Genomic DNA, 18,679 nt, shown 5'->3' with positions numbered 1-18,679 from the left:
TTCCGCACGCGGGGCTGTTTGACTTTGATATCTATTAATGTGAGAATTGATGGCAATCCGATGAAAGGCAGGAACCGTGAAAATGGACCTTAACAACCCCACCGTGGAAAATGTGGAGTATATGATCACTTCCATCAAAGACAAGCTCCGCATGGTCAATGTCGATGCGATGAAGGCTGAACATTTCAACACATCCGACTACGAGGATCTCCGCGACCTTTATGACATGGTCGTGAAGCGCAACAACTTCAGCCCGAGTGAAATGCAGGCAATCGCAGCAGAACTCGGAAGCCTGAGAAAATAACCCAAATAAACGCAATCCCCCGGCCGCCTCTGCAGCCGGGGGATTTTACGTTGCCGGCCATAGCCTGCTATTGGTAGACTGTTATTAGAACAGAAAGGGGATTTGGACTATGGGGACTTTTGAAGAAAATCTCGACAAATATGCTGAACTCGCAGTGAAAGTCGGCGTCAACATCCAGCCGGGTCAACCACTCTATATCGGTGCTTCGACTGATTCGGCGGAATTTGTCCGGCTCGTAACGAAAAAAGCTTATGAAGCGGGCGCAAGGCATGTCTTCGTCGACTGGTCGGACGATGAGATATCCCGTCTCCGGTATGAGCTGGCTCCTGAAGATTCGTTCAGCGACTTCCCTTCCTGGATTCCACAGATGCGCGAAGAGCTGGTGGGGATGAATGCAGCATTCATGAACATCGTGTCGCAGAGCCCCGATCTGCTGAAGGGGGTCGATCCGATGAGGATCGCCAGCTTCCAGAAGGCCGCCGGCCAGGCACTGGAATCCTACCGCCAGGCGGTCCAATCCGACAAAGTAAGCTGGACGGTCATTGCCGCCCCATCCAAGGCTTGGGCAGCCAAAGTGTTTGCCGATCTTCCTGAAGAAGACCAGGTACCGGCCCTTTGGGAAGCGATCTTCAAAGCGGTGCGCGCCGATGTGGAAGACCCGGTCGAAGCATGGAAAAAACATGATGAGACACTCCACGAAAAAGCCGACCATCTCAACAAGAGAAAATACACGAAGCTTCATTACACAGCTCCCGGAACTGATCTGACCATCGGCCTGCCGGAAGGCCATATTTGGGCCGGAGCCGGCAGCATCAATGCCCAAGGTGCATCGTTCATGGCCAATATGCCGACGGAAGAAGTGTTCACCGTTCCACATAAAGACCGCATCGACGGCTTTGTCTCAAGCACAAAACCACTCAGCTACGGCGGCAATATCATTGATCAATTCAAGATCACTTTCAAAGACGGCCGGATTACGGAAGTGGAGGCCGAACAGGGTGAAGATGTACTGAAACACCTGATCGAGGCGGATGAGGGTGCAAAATCCCTCGGAGAGGTCGCACTCGTCCCGCACTCCTCCCCGATCTCGACATCCGGGCTGCTCTTTTATAACACGCTGTTCGACGAAAACGCTTCGAATCACCTGGCAATCGGCAGCGCCTATGCCTTCTGCATCGAAGGCGGCAAGGAAATGAACAGCGAAGAGCTGAAAAAGCATGGTCTCAACCAAAGCATCACTCATGTCGACTTCATGATCGGTTCCGATAAGATGGACATTGACGGTATCCTTGAAGACGGTACGGCCGAACCGATTCTCCGCGGCGGTGAATGGGCGTTCTGATCCCCAGAACTCTGATATGCCGGGATATTTGGTTCACATTTGTCACAATTGACCCGTATTCCAGCAATGTCCTATTAAAAACAGGCATAATTTGTTGTATAATGAGTTATAGAAAAGAGAGCAACAAGTAGTTATAGAGAGGAGCATTCCGATTATGTGGCTGATGTTTACAACAGTTTTCGGTTTCACAGTCCTGCTGATTTTGGGCATGCTGATCATGATCCACTTCCTGCAACGCGCAATGATCTCGGAAGACTCAACGACAATCGATGAGAAACCTGAGACAACATACACACTCGATTCCTAAAGAACTGCCGGGCTTTCCGGCAGTTCTTTTTCATTTCGAGATGAAATTTCTCTTACAATCTCATTTCAGAAACGAACTTTCCCTGTAATATTCCAATCATATCGTTTCAGCAATCCTCCACAATTATCCATAATATAGGCCTGAAAGATCATCCCCCTTTGACATCTTCCAATATCTGCTTATTTGCGGTTAAGTTATTTTCAACTATACTAATCTTCAATAGAAAGTACCGTCACCGGGAGGCAATTACATGTGGAATTCTACTGATATCGGCATCGATCTTGGCACCGCCAATTTACTGATCTATACAAAATCCAAAGAAATCATCTTTAATGAGCCGTCTGTCGTTGCGACGGACCTTTCCGGACGGGTGATTGCCATCGGCAACGAAGCCAAGGTGATGCTTGGAAAGACACCTGGCCAGATTACCGCCATCCGGCCGCTCCGTGACGGCGTCATTGCAGACTACGACATGACAGCGGAGCTGCTGAAGGCTGCGATGGCCGAAGCATCCAAAAAGCTCGGCCAGACACTCCGAAAGCCACGGGTGGTCGTTTCGATCCCTTGCGGGGCAACTTCGGTTGAGCAGCGTGCCATCGTGGACGCCGTGAAATCCGGAGGCGCTAAAGAGGTTCACCTGATTGAAGAACCTGTTGCGGCAGCCATCGGGGCAGATCTTCCCGTGAGCGAGCCGATTGCGAATGTCATCGTGGATATCGGGGGCGGCACGACCGAGGTCGCCATCATTTCGTTTGGCGGCGTCGTCTCGTCGAACAGCGTGAAGTTTGCCGGTGACAAGATGGACGAGGAAATCATCCATCACGTCCGCAAGCGCCACAACCTCATTATCGGCGAGCAGACCGCAGAAGCGATCAAGAAAGAAGTCGGCTTTGCACCGATCGCCCATGATGCGAAAACGATGGATATCCGGGGCCGTGACGTCGTGACGGGTCTTCCTAAAACAATCACGCTTCATTCACGTGATATCCAGCAGTGCCTGAAGGAAGGGATGGAAACGATTCTGGAAGCCATCCGCACGACGCTCGAACTCTGCCCGGCAGAGCTTTCCGGCGACATCGTCGATCAGGGCATCGTCCTCACCGGTGGCGGCGCGCTCATGAACGGCATGCAGGACTGGCTGTCTGAAGTCATCTCTGTACCTGTCCACACCGCGCCCGAACCGATGAAGGCGGTCGTAGTCGGCACCGGTAAAGCACTCGGCACGATTAAAACGATGCGAAAAATCGCAAACTGAACCGGTATCGCCGCGGGACCCAGCCCATTGCTTCCGCAGCCACTGAAAAACTCTCTATAATAGCTGATTGAAGTGAAAGGTCCGAGACACCTGCGGGAATAGCATTAGCCGAAGACTCCGCAGGAAAAAGTCCGAGGAGGCTGAGGCAATGCCCGCGGTAAGCGAGGACATGGAACGGAAATCAGATTTTCCACTTTTTTACGAACTCCTGCTTTTTGCAGTTTAATAATGTATACGGATTACAATAAAAGGACCCTATTCCGGCTCACGGCCTGAATAGGGTCCTTAGTTTTGCAATGGGTCTCCGCAAAGCGGCCTTACCCTTTCAATGTTCGTCCTCGATGATCGAGTAGAGGTAATGATCCTCCCAGACACCGTTGATGAAAAGCAACTGGCGCAGCAGGCCTTCCTGCTCCATGCCGGCCTTTTCAAGCACCCTGACCGATGCCTGGTTCCTCGGGGAAACATAGGCCTCGATTCTGTGCAGTCCGGCGCGTTCGAAACCGAACTTCAGGATGATCTTTAGTGCTTCGGTCGCAATGCCGCGTCCCGCTTCGCCCTGATCGACGGAGTAGCCGACAAAGCCACTCAGGAATGGCAGGCGTTTCAGGCCATATAGAGAGATGTGGCCGATCAGGCGACCATCCTCTGCCCGGAAAATGCCAAAACTATACTCCCGCTTTTCCCTGAGCTGCTGGAGTGACTCACGGATCTTCTCCCTCTGGACGCCTACCGTGTAATACGAGCTATCGTGCCGCGGCTCATACACCGACCAGTAGTGCTTGTTCCTGGATACAAGGTTGGTCATGGCGAGTGCATCATCGTCGGTAAGGACGCGAAGGATGATTGTCTCGCCCTTTAGTGAGATCACGGCGGCTCACCCTTCGTTGGACGTCAGGCTGAGAAACTCTTCCACATCGCGGATGCAGAGGCGGACGCCCTTTTCCCAGAAGTCTTGTTTTGTGATATCTTCACCAAGATGTTTCATCGCCAGGTCCTCAGTCGTCATGACGGCCGTGTCCCGCAGAAGTGCCATGTACTTCTCCTCGAACGCCTCACCTTCCTCAAGCGCCTTGGCATAGATGCTGAGGGAGAATAAGTAGCCGAACGTGTAAGGGAAGTTGTAGAACGGCACGCCGGTGATGTAGAAGTGCAGCTTGGAGGCCCAGAAGTGCGGGTGTGCCTCTCCAAGCGCTCCGGCATAAGCCTCGCGCTGTGCTTCTTCCATCAGTTCGTTCAGGCGTGCGGTCGAAACTACTCCTTTTTTCCGCTCTTCGTAGAATCGCGTTTCAAACAGGAAGCGCGCATGAATATTCATGAAGAAGGAGACACTGCGCTGAGCCTTGTCTTCAAGCAGGGCGATTTTTTCTTCCTTCGTCCCTGCTTCCTTAACAGCTGCATCCGCCACGATCATCTCCGCGAATGTTGACGCGGTCTCCGCCACATTCATCGCATATTGCCTGTTTAGCTGATGGACCGGACGGAGCGCATAGGAGTGGAATGCGTGACCGAGCTCGTGTGCCAGTGTGGCGACGTTCGACATTGAACCGCTATACGTCATGAAGATACGGGATTCTTCCGAAAGCGGCATGCCGGTGCAAAAGCCTCCCGGGCGCTTGTTCGGACGATCCTCCGCCTCGATCCAGCCGTTCTCGAATGCCATGCGGGCGAACGACTCCAGCTCCGGACCGAACTTTCCGAAATGCTTCAGAATGAATTCAGCGCCATCCTGATAATCCAGTTTTGAAGCCGATTCGGAAACCGGTGCGAAAAAGTCATACCAGTCAAGCTGGTCTTTGCCGAGCAGGGTTGCCTTGCGGTTCAGGTATTCCGCAAACGGCCCTTTATTGGCCGAAATGGCACCCCACATCGCGTCGAGCGTCTCCTGCTTCATGCGGTTGTACTCGAGCGGCTCGCGGAGGACCTGGTCCCAGCCCCGTTTCTCGTAAACCTGCAGGCGGAAGCCGGCGAGCGAGTTAAGAGCTTTCGCGAAGAATTCTTCTTTCTCAGCCCATGCTGCCTCCAGCTTTTCAAACGCTTCTTTTCGGACCGCGGGATCGGAATGCGTGCCGAGGTTGTTTGCCTGGCCGACGGAAAGGACCTTCTCCTCTCCGTCCACTGTGACCTTCACCTGCATGTCCCCGACAAGCAGGTCGTACAGCTCGCCCCATCCATGGTAGCCGTCAACGGACAGGCCTGTAATGAGTGCTTCCTGTTCTTCCGGAAGCTTGGCTCCGGCTTTTTTGCGCCATTCACCCAGGATGAACGAAAATTCTTCGAGCTGACCGGAGGCAAGCAGCTCTTCCCAGACCTTCTCATCTGTCTTCGACAGTTTCTGCTGCAGCGACATGAACGCCGTCTGGAACTTCGCACCCAGCGCGGATGTTTCTCCCTGCAGGAGATTCGCTTTTTTATCTGTCGTGTCCTGTGCCAGGAAGCAGCCGATGACCGCTCCGGCCTCTCTCAGGTGGGCCGAGGTATTCTTTGTCTGTTCGATCAGGGCCACAATCTTTTCTGCAGCGTCGGCGGCTTCCGGTGTGCTGAAATCCGCGACCGCTTTTGCATAGCTCCGGACTTTTTCCGCCCCTTCATCTAGATGGGCTCTGAGTTCTTCAGATTCGCTTCCGCCTCTAAAGAACGTCTCAAGGTCCCAGGTGACCGGATACGTGGTTGTTGACATCCCAATTCCCCCTGACTGTTTGCCAATTTTCTAATAACAATTTCCTTACAATTATAACACGGTTGTTCGGAAGGCGAAACTTGCCAACTGGCAAAAAAGCGTCACACTTTCCGCCGTAAATACCGAAAAACCCATGTATACTAATACGGGTAGGAGGTGAAGAAGATTGATCCGAAAACTGTTGATGGGGATCGCCCTGCTTGCGGCGGTCGGCTTCCATGCGTCGGCTTTGTTCATGCCGGCATTCGGGCGGCCCGCCGGGGAGATTGCCGCGCGGCTTCCGGTCGTCTTCATGCCGTCCATGTACTCGTCGCTGGTTCTGCTCGTCCTCGTGCCGCTCCTCGTACTGTACGTGATCCGGGACGGCGGAAAGGCGGACCGGCCGGCAACCGCAAATCTGCGGGCCGCGCTTTTCATCACGGCCTGCGTCCTCCATATCATCGAACTCATCACTTGGCAGGAAGAACGCTTTATCCTGTTCACCGCAACGGAAGTGGCCATGCTCGCCATTCTTGCCGCCCTTTACTTCACCTATCCGAAAAAGGAGAACCTCATTTCCGGACGGATACCCGTCTCAGGAATCTTTTCCTATTTCTTCTTCAGCGTTCTGGTTGCAGTCCATTACGCGCTAGAGGCAAATGATTGGGGCGGCCTGGGCCTGAGTGACGCGCTCTGGGCGATCATCACGCTCACATTTGCCGCTGCGGCCGCGCTTCATTTCCTTTATCATCACCAGGACCATATGTATGCCATCGTGTTCGCCTGGATGTCCCTCATGGTCGCTGCAAGGAACGGGCTGGACGAGCCGCTTGTTAGCGCAGCTGCGCTTTTCCTCGCCGGTGCCGTCATCGCCTGGATGATCATTTCCAGTCGTCAAAGCCAAAAAGTGCCGAGAACGGCAGAAGATTAATCAGCCAATATACGCCAAACGGTCCCGGGAAATTTCCCGGGACCGTTTTTTAGTCTTCGCTGATGTCTGTAATGAGAAGTGGTCCGTCAGCCGTGACGATGACGGTGTGCTCGATCTGGGCGACAAGCGACTTGTCAGGCGTGATGAACGCCCAGCCGTCCCCGCCTTCGATAATGTGTTCAGCCTTTTGGGAGATGAACGGCTCGACAGCGAGGACCATGCCTTCTTTGAGAAGAGTCGTATCCCAGCGGTCATAGTAATTCAGCACATGGCTCGGTTCCTCGTGCAGTGAACGGCCAACACCGTGGCCCGTCAGGTTCTTGATGACATGCAGGCCGTTGTCGCTTGCCTCGCGGCTGACCGCCTTGCCGATCTGGTTCAGCCGTGCGCCCGGCTTCACTTTCTCCAACGCACTGTCGAGGGCCGACTTGGCCACGTCGATCAGCTTCTGCTTTTCGTCGTCCGGCTCGCCGGCCACGATCGAAATCCCGGTATCGGCAAAGTAGCCATTGTATGATCCGGACACATCGATGTTGACCATGTCACCATCTTTGATCACATAGTTATCCGGGATGCCGTGGGCAACCACTTCGTTGACACTGATGCATGTGAAGCCGGGAAAATCGTACTCGCCCTTGGGACCGGAGACGGCACCCTTTTCCTCGAACATGCGGCCTGCCATGTCATCGAGCTGTTTGGTTGTGACACCGGGCTTTGCGGCGTCTTTCAGCGCATCGCGGATTTCCGCACAGATGCGCCCGATTTTCTTGAGGTTCTCGAAGTCTTCTGTCGTCTTCGCGATCATTCGATTCAGCACTTCCTTCTGTGGATTCAATTTCCACTATACCACAGACCGGACGGTCGCCAAACAGTCAGGTTTTCAGCGCACGGATTCCTGCCGCGGTGCACCAGACGAACGCCGCCCCCTGCAGAACCGCATACAAAAGAGTGAGCAGGACAGTCGTGCCCGCATGCCCAAATGACGGCGCCATACCGGTGAACGCCGCTTCCCTCACTTCATTGGCTGCGATGAAAGTCGTGACCAGAAGCGCACAAAGCGGCACAGCCGGGAGGAGCTGGATGGCCAGCGCCCGCTTCGCGTGGCGGCGGACCAGGCCATCGCCCGAGGCCAAAAGCAGAATAAGCGGGAACAGGACGGGGGCGAATAGGATGCTGAAGTAATTAAATGACGCGATAAGGCGGGGATTGTCCATGGGGTGCTCCTTCCGGTAAGCGGCACAGCTGTTCCTATCCTATGCGGGGACGGGTTGAAAACACCGGCCGGGTAGTCTACACTTGGATTGTCCATACTGAATAACTGAACCACAAGGGGAGCCGCAGATGCGGCTGAGAGTGGGCGGCCGGCGCCCAGACCCTTTGAACCTGTAAGGTCATGCTTGCGCAGGGATGTGGATGGAAAACGATGCCCGAAGGCGTCCGGCTCTGTCCCGGATGCTTTTTTTATTGGTCATCCCCATCTTGCGACACTATTTAAATGGGGGTATCTTCCTATGCAGCGCAACAAACGTCTTCAATTCCTGATCGAGGTCGCGATCTTTTCCGCGATCGGCTTTGTCCTCGACCAGATCTCCATCAAACTCTGGTTTCAGGGCGGCTCCATCAGCCTCACGATGGTGCCGATCGTCCTGATGGCCTTTCGCTGGGGGCTCGGGGGCGGATTGCTCACCGGGCTGATCCTCGGCATTCTCCAGACATTTGCAGGCGCCTACATCATCCACCCGGTGCAGGGCTTCCTGGATTACATCGCAGCATTTGTCGTAATCGGAGCCGCTGCTTTCCTGCGGCCGATGGTGCTGCGGGGCGCCGACTCCGGCGAGAAGGGACGGATGGTGACAGGCATCGTCATCGGGACGGTCATCGGCGGCCTGCTCCGCTACGTCATGCATGTCCTGTCCGGCGTCGTATTCTTCGGAGCGGCTGCCATTGATGCAGGCGACAACATCTGGTGGTATTCGATCGTCTACAACGCGGGTTACATGATCCCGTCGATCATCCTGACAGCCGCCGCGTGCGCCCTCCTGTTCAGCACTGCGCCGCGATTGCTTAAGCGATAGATCCAGTCTGTCCCAGGGACGGCTGGTATAAACCGGAATTCATATGGACAGACGAACCCCCGCCGGGTCTGGCGGGGGTTTTGGGTTGGGGACATTATAACTGAGATCACCAACGCTTCAATGAAGTTAATCAACGTTTCATAAAAGATCGTCAACGTCTCAATAAACTTAATCAACATTTCACCGAAGATCGTCAACGTTTCACGCCCTATACGGAAAACGAAACCCCCTCCGGCATGTCGGAGGGGTTAAAGTAAATGGCATGGATGCCCTGAAGATGTTCATCGACTGCAGACCGGGAGAATGTCTCACCGCTTGCGTCGGCACTTCGCCCGTCCGCCTCCTGCATCCGCCGGTTCATTTCCTCGAACGAGACCGGATTCGGCGGCGGCACTTCCCATGGCTCGACAGTCAGGCCGTATGGAGAGCTCTTGAAAAAGGCATTCGCCATCCGGCGGTACCCTTCGAGCGTCGGATGGACGTCCGCCGGGTTCGGAAGCAATTGGCTGCCTTCGGCGGCAAATGCCTCTTCGACCGGTACGAAGACGGCCCCGGCGGCCTCTGCCTCCTTCTTCAGGATCGCGTTCAGCCGGCCGAGCTCTTTCCGCAGGCCGGGTTTCATCTCCTCACGGGCATGGGGATATGGAAAATAATAACCCATGATGTAAACAGTCGCCCGCGGCGCCCGTTCCGCAAGTTCATCCAAGATGGCCGCCGTGTTCTTCCTGACGCCGTTCAGCGCATAGTCCGCCGGAATCTGATCATAGGCGAGCGTGCCTGTCCGCGGATCATACCGCACAAGCCCGAGCAGGTCATTGGCGCCCGAGGAAACCGTGATTAGTGTGGCATGTTCAAGGACCGGCCGCGCCTCATCCGAGCGCACGCGTTCGAGCACCTGGCCGCTCGTGAGCCCCGGATAGGTGAGATCCTTCGAGTAAAAGGCGAGCGGTATATGCCTGCGCAACTCCATCGCAATCATGTCGGCATAGCCAAGGTCGATCGCACGGTTTGGCGTCTGACCGGCCGCAAGGGAATCACCGAGCGCGACATAGGCGGCCGGCGCCGCAGCCTTCACAAGCCCCGCTTGCGGAAGGATCATCAGCAACGCACTGAACAGGAGGACAAGCCGCTTCATCGCTGCTTGCCGCCCTTGTTCCCTTCTTTTTTCTTGCCGTTCCTCGGGCCCTTGCCCGCATTGCCCGAAGGTTTCTGGGATGACGCGGCCTGCACGGTCTTGGAGGATCCTTCGACAAGGCTGCCCTTGTGCCAGACTTTCTGTACCGGCTTGCCCGGAAGTGCACGGGTCAGTTTCCGGTATGTCTTTTCATCCGGATAGGACACGAACGACAGCACTTCCCCGTCCGCTCCCGCTCGTCCCGTCCTTCCGGAACGGTGTGTGTACTGTTCTTCGGTGCGCGGTACATCGATGTGGATCACATGCGTCAGACCGCTGATGTCGAGCCCCCGAGCCGCAACATCAGTCGCGATAAGGATGCGCACTGTGCCGTCGCGGAACCCGTCAAGCGCCTGCTTGCGCTCCATTTTGTTCATGCCGGAATGAAGGACGGCAACCGGCGCGCCCTCAAACTTCAGCTTCGACTCCTTCATGAGCAGCTGGTCCGTATTGTTGATGAAAGCCAGTGCACGCAAGCCTTCCATATGGGATAGCCTGCGGATCAGGTCCGTCTTGTCGCGATCATCCACCTTCGTGAAGGAGTGGATGACCTCGCCTTGCTTCGGCAGCTCTTCAGCAGTCACTTTAAGCTGCAGCGGGTCGTCCATGAACCGCTCGGCAACAAGCCGGATTTCATCCGTGATGGTGGCCGACACGACTGCCACCTGGCAGTCAGGCGCGGCAGCCCCGATCAGCGACTTTACATCCGTCCGGTGGTCACGTCCCAGAAGCTGATCGCCCTCATCCAGTACGATGTGGCGGATATCGTGCATTTTCAGCTTGCGGTCATTGGCCAGTTCCCAGACACGGCCCGGCGTCCCTACGACGATCGTCGGCTTCTTTTTCAGCTTCTCGATCTGGCGCTGTTTATTAGCCCCGCCGATCAGTTGCGTGACTGTGATGTCCGTCCCTTCCGTCCAATCACGGAACACTTCGACAATCTGCATGCAGAGCTCCTGTGAAGGTGCAATGACCAACGCTTCCGTTTTCTTGGAGTTGCCGTCGACAAGCTCCAGCAGAGGGATGACATACGCTAGTGTCTTCCCGGACCCGGTCGGAGACTCCGCGACGATGTCCCGTCCATCGATCATCGCAGGTATCATTTTCGACTGGATCGGCATCTCCTCTTCAAATGTCCATTTTTTCCGGAATTGCGGCTCCAGCCGTTCAATCCAACTCATCATCCATTCCCCGTTTCAATCCTTGATGGCTTTATTTTAGCACAGCGGGTGCTACCCGTCCTTTAGCGGCTGTTCCCGATAAAAGTGGGGACGTCTGTGTATGTCAACGTCTCAATGAAGTAAATCAACGTCTTCACTGAATGTGAAAAAAGGGACTTCTATCCTGAAGCCCCTATTAAATATTCTTATACTCAATCACTCATTCGGCGGCTTGACCCGGCCCTGCTCCCTTTGCTCGAAGGCATAAGCGAATCCGATCAGCAGCGGTTCCGAAAACGCACGTCCGTAGAATGCGATGCCGAACGGTTCTCCTTCTTCCGTCTTCCCGGCCGGTACCGCAACTCCGGGATAGCCCGCAGCGGCACCGAAACTGAGGCCATGGGACTGCGGAAAGACAAGAGCGGTGATATTATGTTCGCGGAATGCCCGTTCCAGTGCAACTTCAGACGACAGATGCCTGTTCCGCTCGAGCGCTTCCAGGTAGGCCCGCTCCGTCAGCGTCCCCGATGTGCGGTCCGACTGCTCCAGCATGTTCTGGCCGAATTTCAATGTTTCTTCAGGATGCCGGCTGTTGAACTCGATGACATCAGACAATGTCCGGATCGGATTGCTTGCCGGTGTCCTTCCGAGATAGGCATTTACGGCCGCTTTGAACTCGTGCATAAGCACGTCGTAGCCAAGGTCATTTTCCATGACGCCGAGATCGATGTCCTCGATGATTTCAGCGCCGCACGCCTTCAGAACTTCCAGCTTACGGTCAAACAGTTCCAGGATTTCACTTTCGGCTTCGTTTTCGAAGATGTTGCGCGCGACGCCGATCCGTGTACCTTTTAGTGCATCCCGATCAAGACTGGCTTCCCAGTCCCTGCCTTCCCATACACCGGAAAGGGATGTGACCGGGTCAGACGGATCCTCTCCGACCATCTCCCGGAACATCAGCAGCGCGTCTTCTACGGTGCGGGCAAGCGGTCCGGGTATGTCCTGCGTCATGGACAGCGGTATAACACCGGCCCGGCTGATGGCGCCGACGGTCGGCTTGATCCCGACGAGGCTGTTCTGCACGGCCGGCTCGATGATGGATCCGGTTGTCTCCGTCCCGACCGAAGCCGCAGCCAGATTTGCTGCGATTGCGACAGCTGAACCGGAACTTGAACCGCCGCAGTCAAACTGGCCGTAGGGGCTTTTCACTTGTCCGCCTCTGGAGCTATAGCCGTTCGTCATCTTGTCGGACATGAAGTTCGCCCACTCGGTCATGTTCGCTTTGCCGAGTATGACTGCACCGGCTTCCCTCAGTTTCTTGACGAGGAAGGCATCTTCAGCCGCGTAATGACCGGCCAGTGCGAGCGACCCGCAGCTGGTGTGCATCTTGTCTCCTGTGTCCATATTGTCCTTGAGAAGGATCGGGATGCCGTGCAGCGGTGATCGTGCCCCCTTCACCCGGCGCTCGTAGTCCAGCTGGCGCGCGATCTGGAGAGCTTCCGGATTCACTTCAAGGACGGCATTGACATTCCGTCCGTATTCCGAGATCCGTGACAGGTACATGACCGTCATTTCTTCCGCTGTGATGTTTCCGTTCTCCATCAATTCCTGCATCTCCCGGATAGGCGCTTCCTCGAGCCACTCATCCCGGATGCGCTGCAATCGTTCGTTCTGCATCCTTCATTCCTCCGATAGAAAAAGCCGGCCGGCTGATGGCCGTCCGGCAACGATTATTGTTCCTGAAGCTCGGTGTATTGCTTCAATAACGTATAGATGGGCAGCTCATACAGCTGCTTGCCGTCGATCTTGAAAATACCTTCATCAACCAGTTTATCGATGATGGACTGCTTTTTCTCATCCATCGGTCCTTCATGTAATTCTCTCATGGTGCATTCTTCTCCTTGCTCATGATGTTACCGAGTTCATCTTTCCCTTATTGGACGAAAACGAAACCGGATTTGTTCGGTCAAAGGAAGAAGAACCCGATGCCCATGATGAGATAGGCGGCAAGCAGGGTCAGCCCCTCAAACCAGTTTGACTCCCCGTCCAGCGTGATGACGACAGTAAGCAGAGCGGCTGTGATCATCGCGACCAATTCCGCAACCGTGAACACAAGCGGCATCTGCACCGGCATCATCAGGGAGACAAGGACCAGGGCAGGTGCAACAAACATCGCAACCTGGAGCGTTGAGCCGACGGCAATCTCGACGGATACATCCATCTTGTCCTTGACTGCCAGGATCAGTGCGGAGGCGTGCTCCGCGGCATTTCCGACGATGGCGACGATGATGACCCCGATAAAGAGCTCCGACCATCCGAATCGCTCACCGATTTCCTCAAATGTATGGACCAGGTTTTCTGAGACGAATGCGACTGCAGCTGTCGCCAGAAGCAGGATGAGGATCGCCTTGCCCTTCGACCACTCGGCTTCTTCCTCTTCTTGCGGTTTACCTTGGCTTTCTCTGTCGGCTCCTGTGAAGAACCCGCGGTGTGTGACCAGCTTAAAGAATAGCCCTGCCAGATATAGCAGGATCATGATGACCGAGATCCCGATGCTCAGGCTGATCGTGCCCCGGTCGTCCATTCCCTGGGAGAAGATCTCCGGGATCACGAACGCGACAATGATCGCAAAGATCAGGAGCCCGGCATTATAGCGGGCATCCCGCAAACTGAAATTCTGTCGCTTATGTTTGAGTCCTCCAAGGAAAAATGACAGTCCGAGTACAAGAAGTAGGTTTCCGATTACGGAACCTGTCAGGGATGCCAGGACGATGCCGACCAGTCCCGCCTTCAGAGCGAAGATGGAAATGATCAGCTCAACCGCATTCCCGAACGTCGCATTGAGCAGCCCGCCGATTCGAGGTCCTGATACGATGGCGAGCGATTCCGTCGCCCTTCCCATGATTGCGGACAGCCCGATAATGCTCACACAGCAAAGGATGAACATGACCAGACTCGTCCAGTGAAGGAAAGAACCCGCTACCACAAGCGGAACGCCAACAAATGAAATCATGGTAAAGACCTTATTCAATCTATGCGCCCCCGTTCAGAAAAGACTTGTCATCCCAAGTCATACCCTTTTCTGAGGGACGCTTAACAGCGGGCTATTTTCACCCGCCGGTTACTCTTTAGGCGGGTGCAGCTTAAACTTGCGGTAATAATTGATGGTGGACGCCCAGACGACCGCACGACGTTTTACGTTTGTTTCAAATTCCGCGTTCAGCGGGTTGGTGGCCTTGTCCTCCTGGTAAAGCGCCTTGACCTTTTTGCGAAGCGGCTCAGACTTGATCTGCTTCAGAAGCAGCCTCTTGGGGACGACATTAAAGAGCGCTTCTCTTTTATTCACAACCGGGGGCAGGTCCACTTTTCTGATCAGGTCGTCCACATAGTAAGTGGCAGGGTTGTGGCCCGCCGCAGTGACATAGTAGTTGCTGACGCCAAGCCTGCCGTTCAGCTCGAAAAATACATACCTGCCCGTCCTTTTGTCATATTTAAGATCAAAATTCGAAAATCCGGTAAATCCGGTTTCGGCAATCAGCTTCCGCACATCTTCCGTGATGCTGTCTTCGGGCCTCGCCAAAATCGCCAGATGATTGCCAACGCCTGTTGGCGTGTGGTCCTCCAGCAGGATCTGGCCGAAGACGATGAGCTTGACCTCTCCGTCCTCAGGAGACGTGTATGCCGTCACTACGGCAAGCGACCGGTCGTCTCCCGGAATATATTCCTGCAGGACAATCGGCTCGCTGTAGCCGCCATCCCTCATCAGACGGTAAGTTCCCCGATACTCCTCCACTGAATTCACAAAGTAGACTTTTTCCTTCCCGGCAAAATGGAGGCCTTGATAGGCGGGTGAATTGGCCGGTTTCATCACAATTGGAAAAGCAAATGGCAAATTCTCCTGGAACTCTGTAATCACCAGGGTCTTCGGATATGGGACGCCGGCCTTTTCGCAAGCCGCATAAAAACTTTCCTTGTTGGTCGCCCGTTCAAACACGTCCTCATTAACATAAGGAACGATCCACTCCTCGGAAAAGCGGTCCTGGAGGCGGACGAGCATCTCGGCATATCGGTCATCTGCACCGATGATGATCTTTTTCATGCCCGGGAAGTTCCGTTCGATCTTCGCAATAGTGTCAAAAAACTTCTCGGGCAGCTCGATGTCCGGCTGGATATGATTTTTGAGGATCCGTGAATTCTCTATGGGTCCGATGATCATCGGGCTGATTATATGTGTCTTGACTCCATAAGCTTCGTAGAAAGCGCGTGCCAGGCTGTAAGCTCCCCGGTTTCCACCGACAACCACGGGGACAAATTGAATGTTTACTCCGGATGCCTTGTCCATCTTTCTCCCCCTCGAACCGGCTTCTCTCTGTTTTCCGCCGTGATAGTGTCTTCTCCACCATCATAGGAAAGCGTTTACAAACAGTCAATGCTTTCTACAACTTTAAACATGTTTCGATAGTTCTTTTTTTACTTTTATTTGTTCTTTGTCTCCTTAAACCAAATCGAGCAGAAGAAAGTTGTTTATTCGCAAGCCTCACGACATTTGAATTGAAGAAGCATTGACAAACAGTCATCATTATTTGTTGATTTACATAGAATTTTCTCTTTCTTAGTTATTTCAATATAGCTATTAAATTCAGAATACCCCTTTAATTCTTGATTATAATCTGGAATAAATTATTTTTGACAATTGAAAATGCAGGGAGTAGTATAATATGGTCTACAATTAAGGAGGTAGCAAAATGTCTCGCCTATCGCATAAAGAAATTGCGGATAGTGTACCTCAGAAGGGGTTCTTCGGCCATCCGAAAGGACTGTTCACCCTATTCTTCACTGAGTTCTGGGAACGCTTTTCCTACTATGGAATGAGGGCCATTCTGGTCTTCTATATGTATTACGAAGTGTCGGAAGGCGGCCTCGGCCTTAGTGAACCGCTCGCCCTTTCGATCATGTCGATCTACGGATCACTCGTTTATATGTCCGGCATCATCGGCGGCTGGCTCGCCGACAGGGTATTCGGGACATCGAAAGCCGTATTCTACGGCGGTGTCCTCATTATGCTCGGTCATATTGCACTGGCCATTCCGGGGAATGTCGCGCTGTTCTTTATCTCGATGGTGCTGATTGTCCTCGGTACAGGGCTTCTGAAGCCGAACGTATCGAGCGCAGTCGGTGAGATCTACCCGAAAGATGATCATCGGCTCGATGCCGGATTCTCCATCTTCTATATGGGGATCAACCTTGGAGGCTTCCTGGCACCGCTGATTGTCGGCGCCCTTATGGGGGTAAGCTTCCACCTCGGTTTTGCCGTGGCAGCGGTCGGTATGTTCATCGGTCTCGTCACCTTCGTCATCACCAAGAAAAAGAACCTCGGGCTTGCAGGCACACAGGTGCCGAACCCTCTGACTCCTGATGAAAAGAAAAAATGGATCAGGAACACGGCCATCGCCGTTGTCTTCCTTGCGATCGCACTGGCGGTCATGGTTCCTCAAGGTTGGGTCACGATCGAAGGCGTCATCGCACTTGTCGGGGTACTCGGGATCCTGATTCCGACCGCATACTTCATCGTCATGTACAGAAGCCCGAAAACGACGCCGACCGAGCAGTCGCGTCTCATCGCTTACATCCCGCTGTTCATCGCATCGGTCATGTTCTGGGCGATTCAGGAACAGGGTTCCACCATCCTGGCGCGCTATGCGGACAAGCGAACCGACCTGAACGCATTCGGCTTTGAGATCTCTCCTGCCTGGTTCCAGTCGCTGAACCCGCTGTTCATCATTATTCTTGCACCATTGTTCGCCTGGATGTGGACACGCCTTGGTGACCGGAACCCGTCGATTCCGCGGAAGTTCTCGTTCGGTCTCCTGTTTGCGGGTCTGTCATTCCTCGTTATTCTCCTGCCGGGTATGCTCGGTGGAGAAGACGCCCTGGTCAACCCGATGTGGCTTGTTCTGAGTTACTTCCTCGTTGTCCTCGGTGAACTTTGCCTATCGCCTGTCGGGCTCGCCGCGACCACGCGTCTTGCGCCTGCAGCATTCTCGGCTCAGACGATGAGCCTCTGGTTCCTGTCTAATGCGGCAGCTCAGGCAATCAACGCACAGATCGTCAAGCTGAACACGCCGGAAACGGAAAATCTTTATTTCGGAACCATCGGGGGACTTGCGATTGTCCTCGGGATCTTCCTTTTCCTCGCGGCACCGAAGATCGTCAAATTCATCAAAGAATAAGAACAAAAGCGCAAGCGCCCGTTTAGCAACGTACAAACTGGAGCCCTTCGCAATGAGATAAATGAAACCCGGCGAACGAGCCGATGTTGACTTATCGTAGTGGAGAAGGGTGAAGTTTGCGAGTTGCTGGGCGCTGGAGCCAGCTGCGGACGACATGTGAATAGCCGTTATCCTCAGAGTGACGTTTAATAATTTCCTAAGCAACTTGCAAAAGACGCCCGCCATCATGGCCGGGCGTCTTTTGGTGTTATCGCAGAAGTTCGGAGAACGTATCACCGTGATCGAGGTCCCCGTATTTAAATCCTCGGTTGAACCATTCCATACGCTGCTCGGATGTTCCGTGGGTGAAACTTTCCGGAACGACGTAACCGCGGGAACGCCGCTGGATTGTGTCATCTCCGATGGCGCTTGCCGCGTTCATCGCTTCCTCGAAGTCACCTTCCTCCAGGTAGCCTCTTTCCTGAGCATGCTTTGCCCAGACACCGGACAGGTAATCGGCCTGAAGCTCCATCGCGACCGAATAGCGGTTGTACTCTTCCTCGCTCACCTGCTGCCGGATCCGGTTCACTTCTTCGTTGACACCAAGAAGCGTCTGAACATGGTGGCCGACTTCATGGGCGACGACATACGCCATCGCAAAGTCTCCGGGTGCGTTAAACTTGGTTTTCAATTCATTATAAAAACTCAGATCGATATACAACTTGTGGTCACCCGGACAATAAAACGGGCCGACCGCGGCACTGTTGAAGCCACAGGCAGACTGGACACTGCCCGTATAAAGGACAAGTGTCGGCTCCTGATACACCATGCCATTTTCTTCAAAAATCTCACCCCAGATTTCTTCGGTATCCGCTAGAACGACGCCGACGAAATCAGCCAGCTCCTCTTCCTCTGCCGTCTCCACATAACCGGTACTGCCTTCCTGGCCTCCCGAGCCGGCCTGATCCGAGCCGCCGACACCGAACAGCCCGTCAAGGCCGCCGCCGAACAGCAGGAACAGGATAATCCCGACAATACCGAGACCACCTCCGCCGATTGCAACCGGCCCTCCAAAACCGCCCGCTCCGCCCTGTCCGCGACGGTCCTCAATATTTGAACTTCTTCTCCTGCCTCTCGTCTTCATGCGATATCCTCCCCGCCTGATCATGATGCAATAGTAATTGTCCTTTACCCAAAAATATCATGGGTCATTCGCAGGGAGAGAATTCAGCTGGCTCAAAAGAAAAAACGCCGTCCCCTTGG

Annotated in this window: 18 protein-coding genes and 1 riboswitch; of the genes, 7 read left to right on the top strand and 11 right to left on the bottom strand. The window is 54.2% G+C overall.

Annotation, left to right across the window (positions count from 1 at the left end; genetic code table 11):
• The first annotated feature begins 82 nt into the window (after window positions 1-82).
• From AC6CHQ_RS15890 to mreBH, 4 genes are all read left to right on the top strand, one after another.
• On the top strand, window positions 83-304 hold the full coding sequence (locus AC6CHQ_RS15890) for a DUF1128 domain-containing protein (RefSeq protein WP_092054796.1): 222 nt from the start codon (window positions 83-85) through the stop codon (window positions 302-304).
• Window positions 305-413: 109 nt separating this feature from the next.
• Window positions 414-1,646: an aminopeptidase gene (locus AC6CHQ_RS15885; RefSeq protein ID WP_092054799.1), complete on the top strand. Its 1,233-nt coding sequence runs from the start codon at window positions 414-416 to the stop codon at window positions 1,644-1,646.
• Between the two features lie 154 nt (window positions 1,647-1,800).
• Window positions 1,801-1,953 (top strand): hypothetical protein, encoded by a 153-nt coding sequence (locus AC6CHQ_RS15880; protein ID WP_177168385.1) that lies wholly within the window; start codon window positions 1,801-1,803, stop codon window positions 1,951-1,953.
• A gap of 250 nt (window positions 1,954-2,203) precedes the next feature.
• Entirely contained in the window at window positions 2,204-3,208 is a 1,005-nt protein-coding gene (gene mreBH / locus AC6CHQ_RS15875; RefSeq protein ID WP_424237727.1) for a rod-share determining protein MreBH, read from the top strand.
• 325 nt (window positions 3,209-3,533) lie between these two features.
• Here mreBH and AC6CHQ_RS15870 read toward each other — a convergent pair whose 3' ends face one another.
• Together AC6CHQ_RS15870 and AC6CHQ_RS15865 are read right to left on the bottom strand one after the other, a co-directional pair.
• Complete coding sequence (locus AC6CHQ_RS15870; protein WP_092054805.1) at window positions 3,534-4,079, bottom strand: GNAT family N-acetyltransferase; 546 nt, start codon at window positions 4,077-4,079, stop codon at window positions 3,534-3,536.
• Between the two features lie 6 nt (window positions 4,080-4,085).
• Window positions 4,086-5,888, bottom strand: a complete 1,803-nt coding sequence (locus AC6CHQ_RS15865) for a M3 family oligoendopeptidase (RefSeq protein WP_092054807.1) — start codon at window positions 5,886-5,888, stop codon at window positions 4,086-4,088.
• 166 nt (window positions 5,889-6,054) lie between these two features.
• Here AC6CHQ_RS15865 and AC6CHQ_RS15860 point away from each other — a divergent pair, with 166 nt between their 5' ends.
• The gene (locus AC6CHQ_RS15860) at window positions 6,055-6,798 is read left to right on the top strand and encodes a TspO-related membrane protein (protein ID WP_498082037.1); all 744 of its coding nucleotides are present in this window, start codon (window positions 6,055-6,057) and stop codon (window positions 6,796-6,798) included.
• 49 nt (window positions 6,799-6,847) lie between these two features.
• Here AC6CHQ_RS15860 and map read toward each other — a convergent pair whose 3' ends face one another.
• Both map and AC6CHQ_RS15850 read right to left on the bottom strand, forming a co-directional pair.
• Entirely contained in the window at window positions 6,848-7,603 is a 756-nt protein-coding gene (gene map, locus AC6CHQ_RS15855; RefSeq protein ID WP_092054813.1) for a type I methionyl aminopeptidase, read from the bottom strand.
• Between the two features lie 67 nt (window positions 7,604-7,670).
• A complete protein-coding gene (locus AC6CHQ_RS15850; protein WP_424237728.1) occupies window positions 7,671-8,012 on the bottom strand; it encodes a magnetosome magnetite crystal formation protein family in 342 nt (113 codons plus the stop codon).
• 104 nt (window positions 8,013-8,116) lie between these two features.
• Window positions 8,117-8,223: riboswitch (TPP riboswitch) on the top strand.
• 86 nt (window positions 8,224-8,309) lie between these two features.
• On the opposite strand from AC6CHQ_RS15850, the gene thiT reads away from it, so the two are divergent.
• The gene (gene thiT / locus AC6CHQ_RS15845; RefSeq protein WP_092054818.1) at window positions 8,310-8,873 is read left to right on the top strand and encodes an energy-coupled thiamine transporter ThiT; all 564 of its coding nucleotides are present in this window, start codon (window positions 8,310-8,312) and stop codon (window positions 8,871-8,873) included.
• Between the two features lie 208 nt (window positions 8,874-9,081).
• On the opposite strand, the gene AC6CHQ_RS15840 is transcribed toward thiT, so the two are convergent.
• The 6 genes from AC6CHQ_RS15840 to AC6CHQ_RS15815 form a co-directional block, all read right to left on the bottom strand.
• On the bottom strand, window positions 9,082-10,008 hold the full coding sequence (locus AC6CHQ_RS15840) for an SGNH/GDSL hydrolase family protein (RefSeq protein ID WP_498082036.1): 927 nt from the start codon (window positions 10,006-10,008) through the stop codon (window positions 9,082-9,084).
• The gene (locus AC6CHQ_RS15835; protein WP_498082035.1) at window positions 10,005-11,228 is read right to left on the bottom strand and encodes a DEAD/DEAH box helicase; all 1,224 of its coding nucleotides are present in this window, start codon (window positions 11,226-11,228) and stop codon (window positions 10,005-10,007) included. The genes AC6CHQ_RS15840 and AC6CHQ_RS15835 overlap by 4 nt, the downstream gene beginning before the upstream one ends.
• A 195-nt stretch (window positions 11,229-11,423) precedes the next feature.
• Window positions 11,424-12,884, bottom strand: a complete 1,461-nt coding sequence (locus tag AC6CHQ_RS15830; RefSeq protein ID WP_092054825.1) for an amidase family protein — start codon at window positions 12,882-12,884, stop codon at window positions 11,424-11,426.
• A gap of 53 nt (window positions 12,885-12,937) precedes the next feature.
• A complete protein-coding gene (locus AC6CHQ_RS15825; RefSeq protein ID WP_008300531.1) occupies window positions 12,938-13,093 on the bottom strand; it encodes a Fur-regulated basic protein FbpA in 156 nt (51 codons plus the stop codon).
• Between the two features lie 80 nt (window positions 13,094-13,173).
• Window positions 13,174-14,220, bottom strand: coding sequence for a calcium/proton exchanger (cax, locus tag AC6CHQ_RS15820; protein ID WP_407640879.1), 1,047 nt, complete (start codon window positions 14,218-14,220; stop codon window positions 13,174-13,176).
• A gap of 108 nt (window positions 14,221-14,328) precedes the next feature.
• On the bottom strand, window positions 14,329-15,549 hold the full coding sequence (locus AC6CHQ_RS15815) for a carboxylate--amine ligase (protein ID WP_092054830.1): 1,221 nt from the start codon (window positions 15,547-15,549) through the stop codon (window positions 14,329-14,331).
• 403 nt (window positions 15,550-15,952) lie between these two features.
• Between AC6CHQ_RS15815 and AC6CHQ_RS15810 the strand changes: the two genes are divergently transcribed.
• Complete coding sequence (locus tag AC6CHQ_RS15810) at window positions 15,953-17,437, top strand: peptide MFS transporter (protein WP_251239633.1); 1,485 nt, start codon at window positions 15,953-15,955, stop codon at window positions 17,435-17,437.
• Window positions 17,438-17,684: 247 nt separating this feature from the next.
• Here AC6CHQ_RS15810 and ypfJ read toward each other — a convergent pair whose 3' ends face one another.
• A complete protein-coding gene (gene ypfJ / locus AC6CHQ_RS15805) occupies window positions 17,685-18,560 on the bottom strand; it encodes a KPN_02809 family neutral zinc metallopeptidase (protein ID WP_092054839.1) in 876 nt (291 codons plus the stop codon).
• Between the last annotated feature and the right edge of the window lie 119 nt (window positions 18,561-18,679).

It is taken from the genome of Bhargavaea sp. GQ12 (assembly GCF_059758705.1).
This window is presented reverse-complemented; position numbering and strand designations above follow the sequence as displayed.

What these genes read in the sequence shown, in the direction of transcription:
- AC6CHQ_RS15890 (WP_092054796.1), top strand. Translation starts at nt 83, where the DNA reads ATGGACCTTAACAACCCCACCGTGGAAAATGTGGAGTATATGATCACT.
- AC6CHQ_RS15885 (WP_092054799.1), top strand. Translation starts at nt 414, where the DNA reads ATGGGGACTTTTGAAGAAAATCTCGACAAATATGCTGAACTCGCAGTG.
- AC6CHQ_RS15880 (WP_177168385.1), top strand. Translation starts at nt 1,801, where the DNA reads ATGTGGCTGATGTTTACAACAGTTTTCGGTTTCACAGTCCTGCTGATT.
- mreBH (WP_424237727.1), top strand. Translation starts at nt 2,204, where the DNA reads ATGTGGAATTCTACTGATATCGGCATCGATCTTGGCACCGCCAATTTA.
- AC6CHQ_RS15865 (WP_092054807.1), bottom strand. Translation starts at nt 5,888, where the DNA reads ATGTCAACAACCACGTATCCGGTCACCTGGGACCTTGAGACGTTCTTT.
- map (WP_092054813.1), bottom strand. Translation starts at nt 7,603, where the DNA reads ATGATCGCGAAGACGACAGAAGACTTCGAGAACCTCAAGAAAATCGGG.
- AC6CHQ_RS15850 (WP_424237728.1), bottom strand. Translation starts at nt 8,012, where the DNA reads ATGGACAATCCCCGCCTTATCGCGTCATTTAATTACTTCAGCATCCTA.
- thiT (WP_092054818.1), top strand. Translation starts at nt 8,310, where the DNA reads ATGCAGCGCAACAAACGTCTTCAATTCCTGATCGAGGTCGCGATCTTT.
- AC6CHQ_RS15840 (WP_498082036.1), bottom strand. Translation starts at nt 10,008, where the DNA reads ATGAAGCGGCTTGTCCTCCTGTTCAGTGCGTTGCTGATGATCCTTCCG.
- AC6CHQ_RS15835 (WP_498082035.1), bottom strand. Translation starts at nt 11,228, where the DNA reads ATGAGTTGGATTGAACGGCTGGAGCCGCAATTCCGGAAAAAATGGACA.
- AC6CHQ_RS15830 (WP_092054825.1), bottom strand. Translation starts at nt 12,884, where the DNA reads ATGCAGAACGAACGATTGCAGCGCATCCGGGATGAGTGGCTCGAGGAA.
- AC6CHQ_RS15825 (WP_008300531.1), bottom strand. Translation starts at nt 13,093, where the DNA reads ATGAGAGAATTACATGAAGGACCGATGGATGAGAAAAAGCAGTCCATC.
- cax (WP_407640879.1), bottom strand. Translation starts at nt 14,220, where the DNA reads ATGATTTCATTTGTTGGCGTTCCGCTTGTGGTAGCGGGTTCTTTCCTT.
- AC6CHQ_RS15815 (WP_092054830.1), bottom strand. Translation starts at nt 15,549, where the DNA reads ATGGACAAGGCATCCGGAGTAAACATTCAATTTGTCCCCGTGGTTGTC.
- AC6CHQ_RS15810 (WP_251239633.1), top strand. Translation starts at nt 15,953, where the DNA reads ATGTCTCGCCTATCGCATAAAGAAATTGCGGATAGTGTACCTCAGAAG.
- ypfJ (WP_092054839.1), bottom strand. Translation starts at nt 18,560, where the DNA reads ATGAAGACGAGAGGCAGGAGAAGAAGTTCAAATATTGAGGACCGTCGC.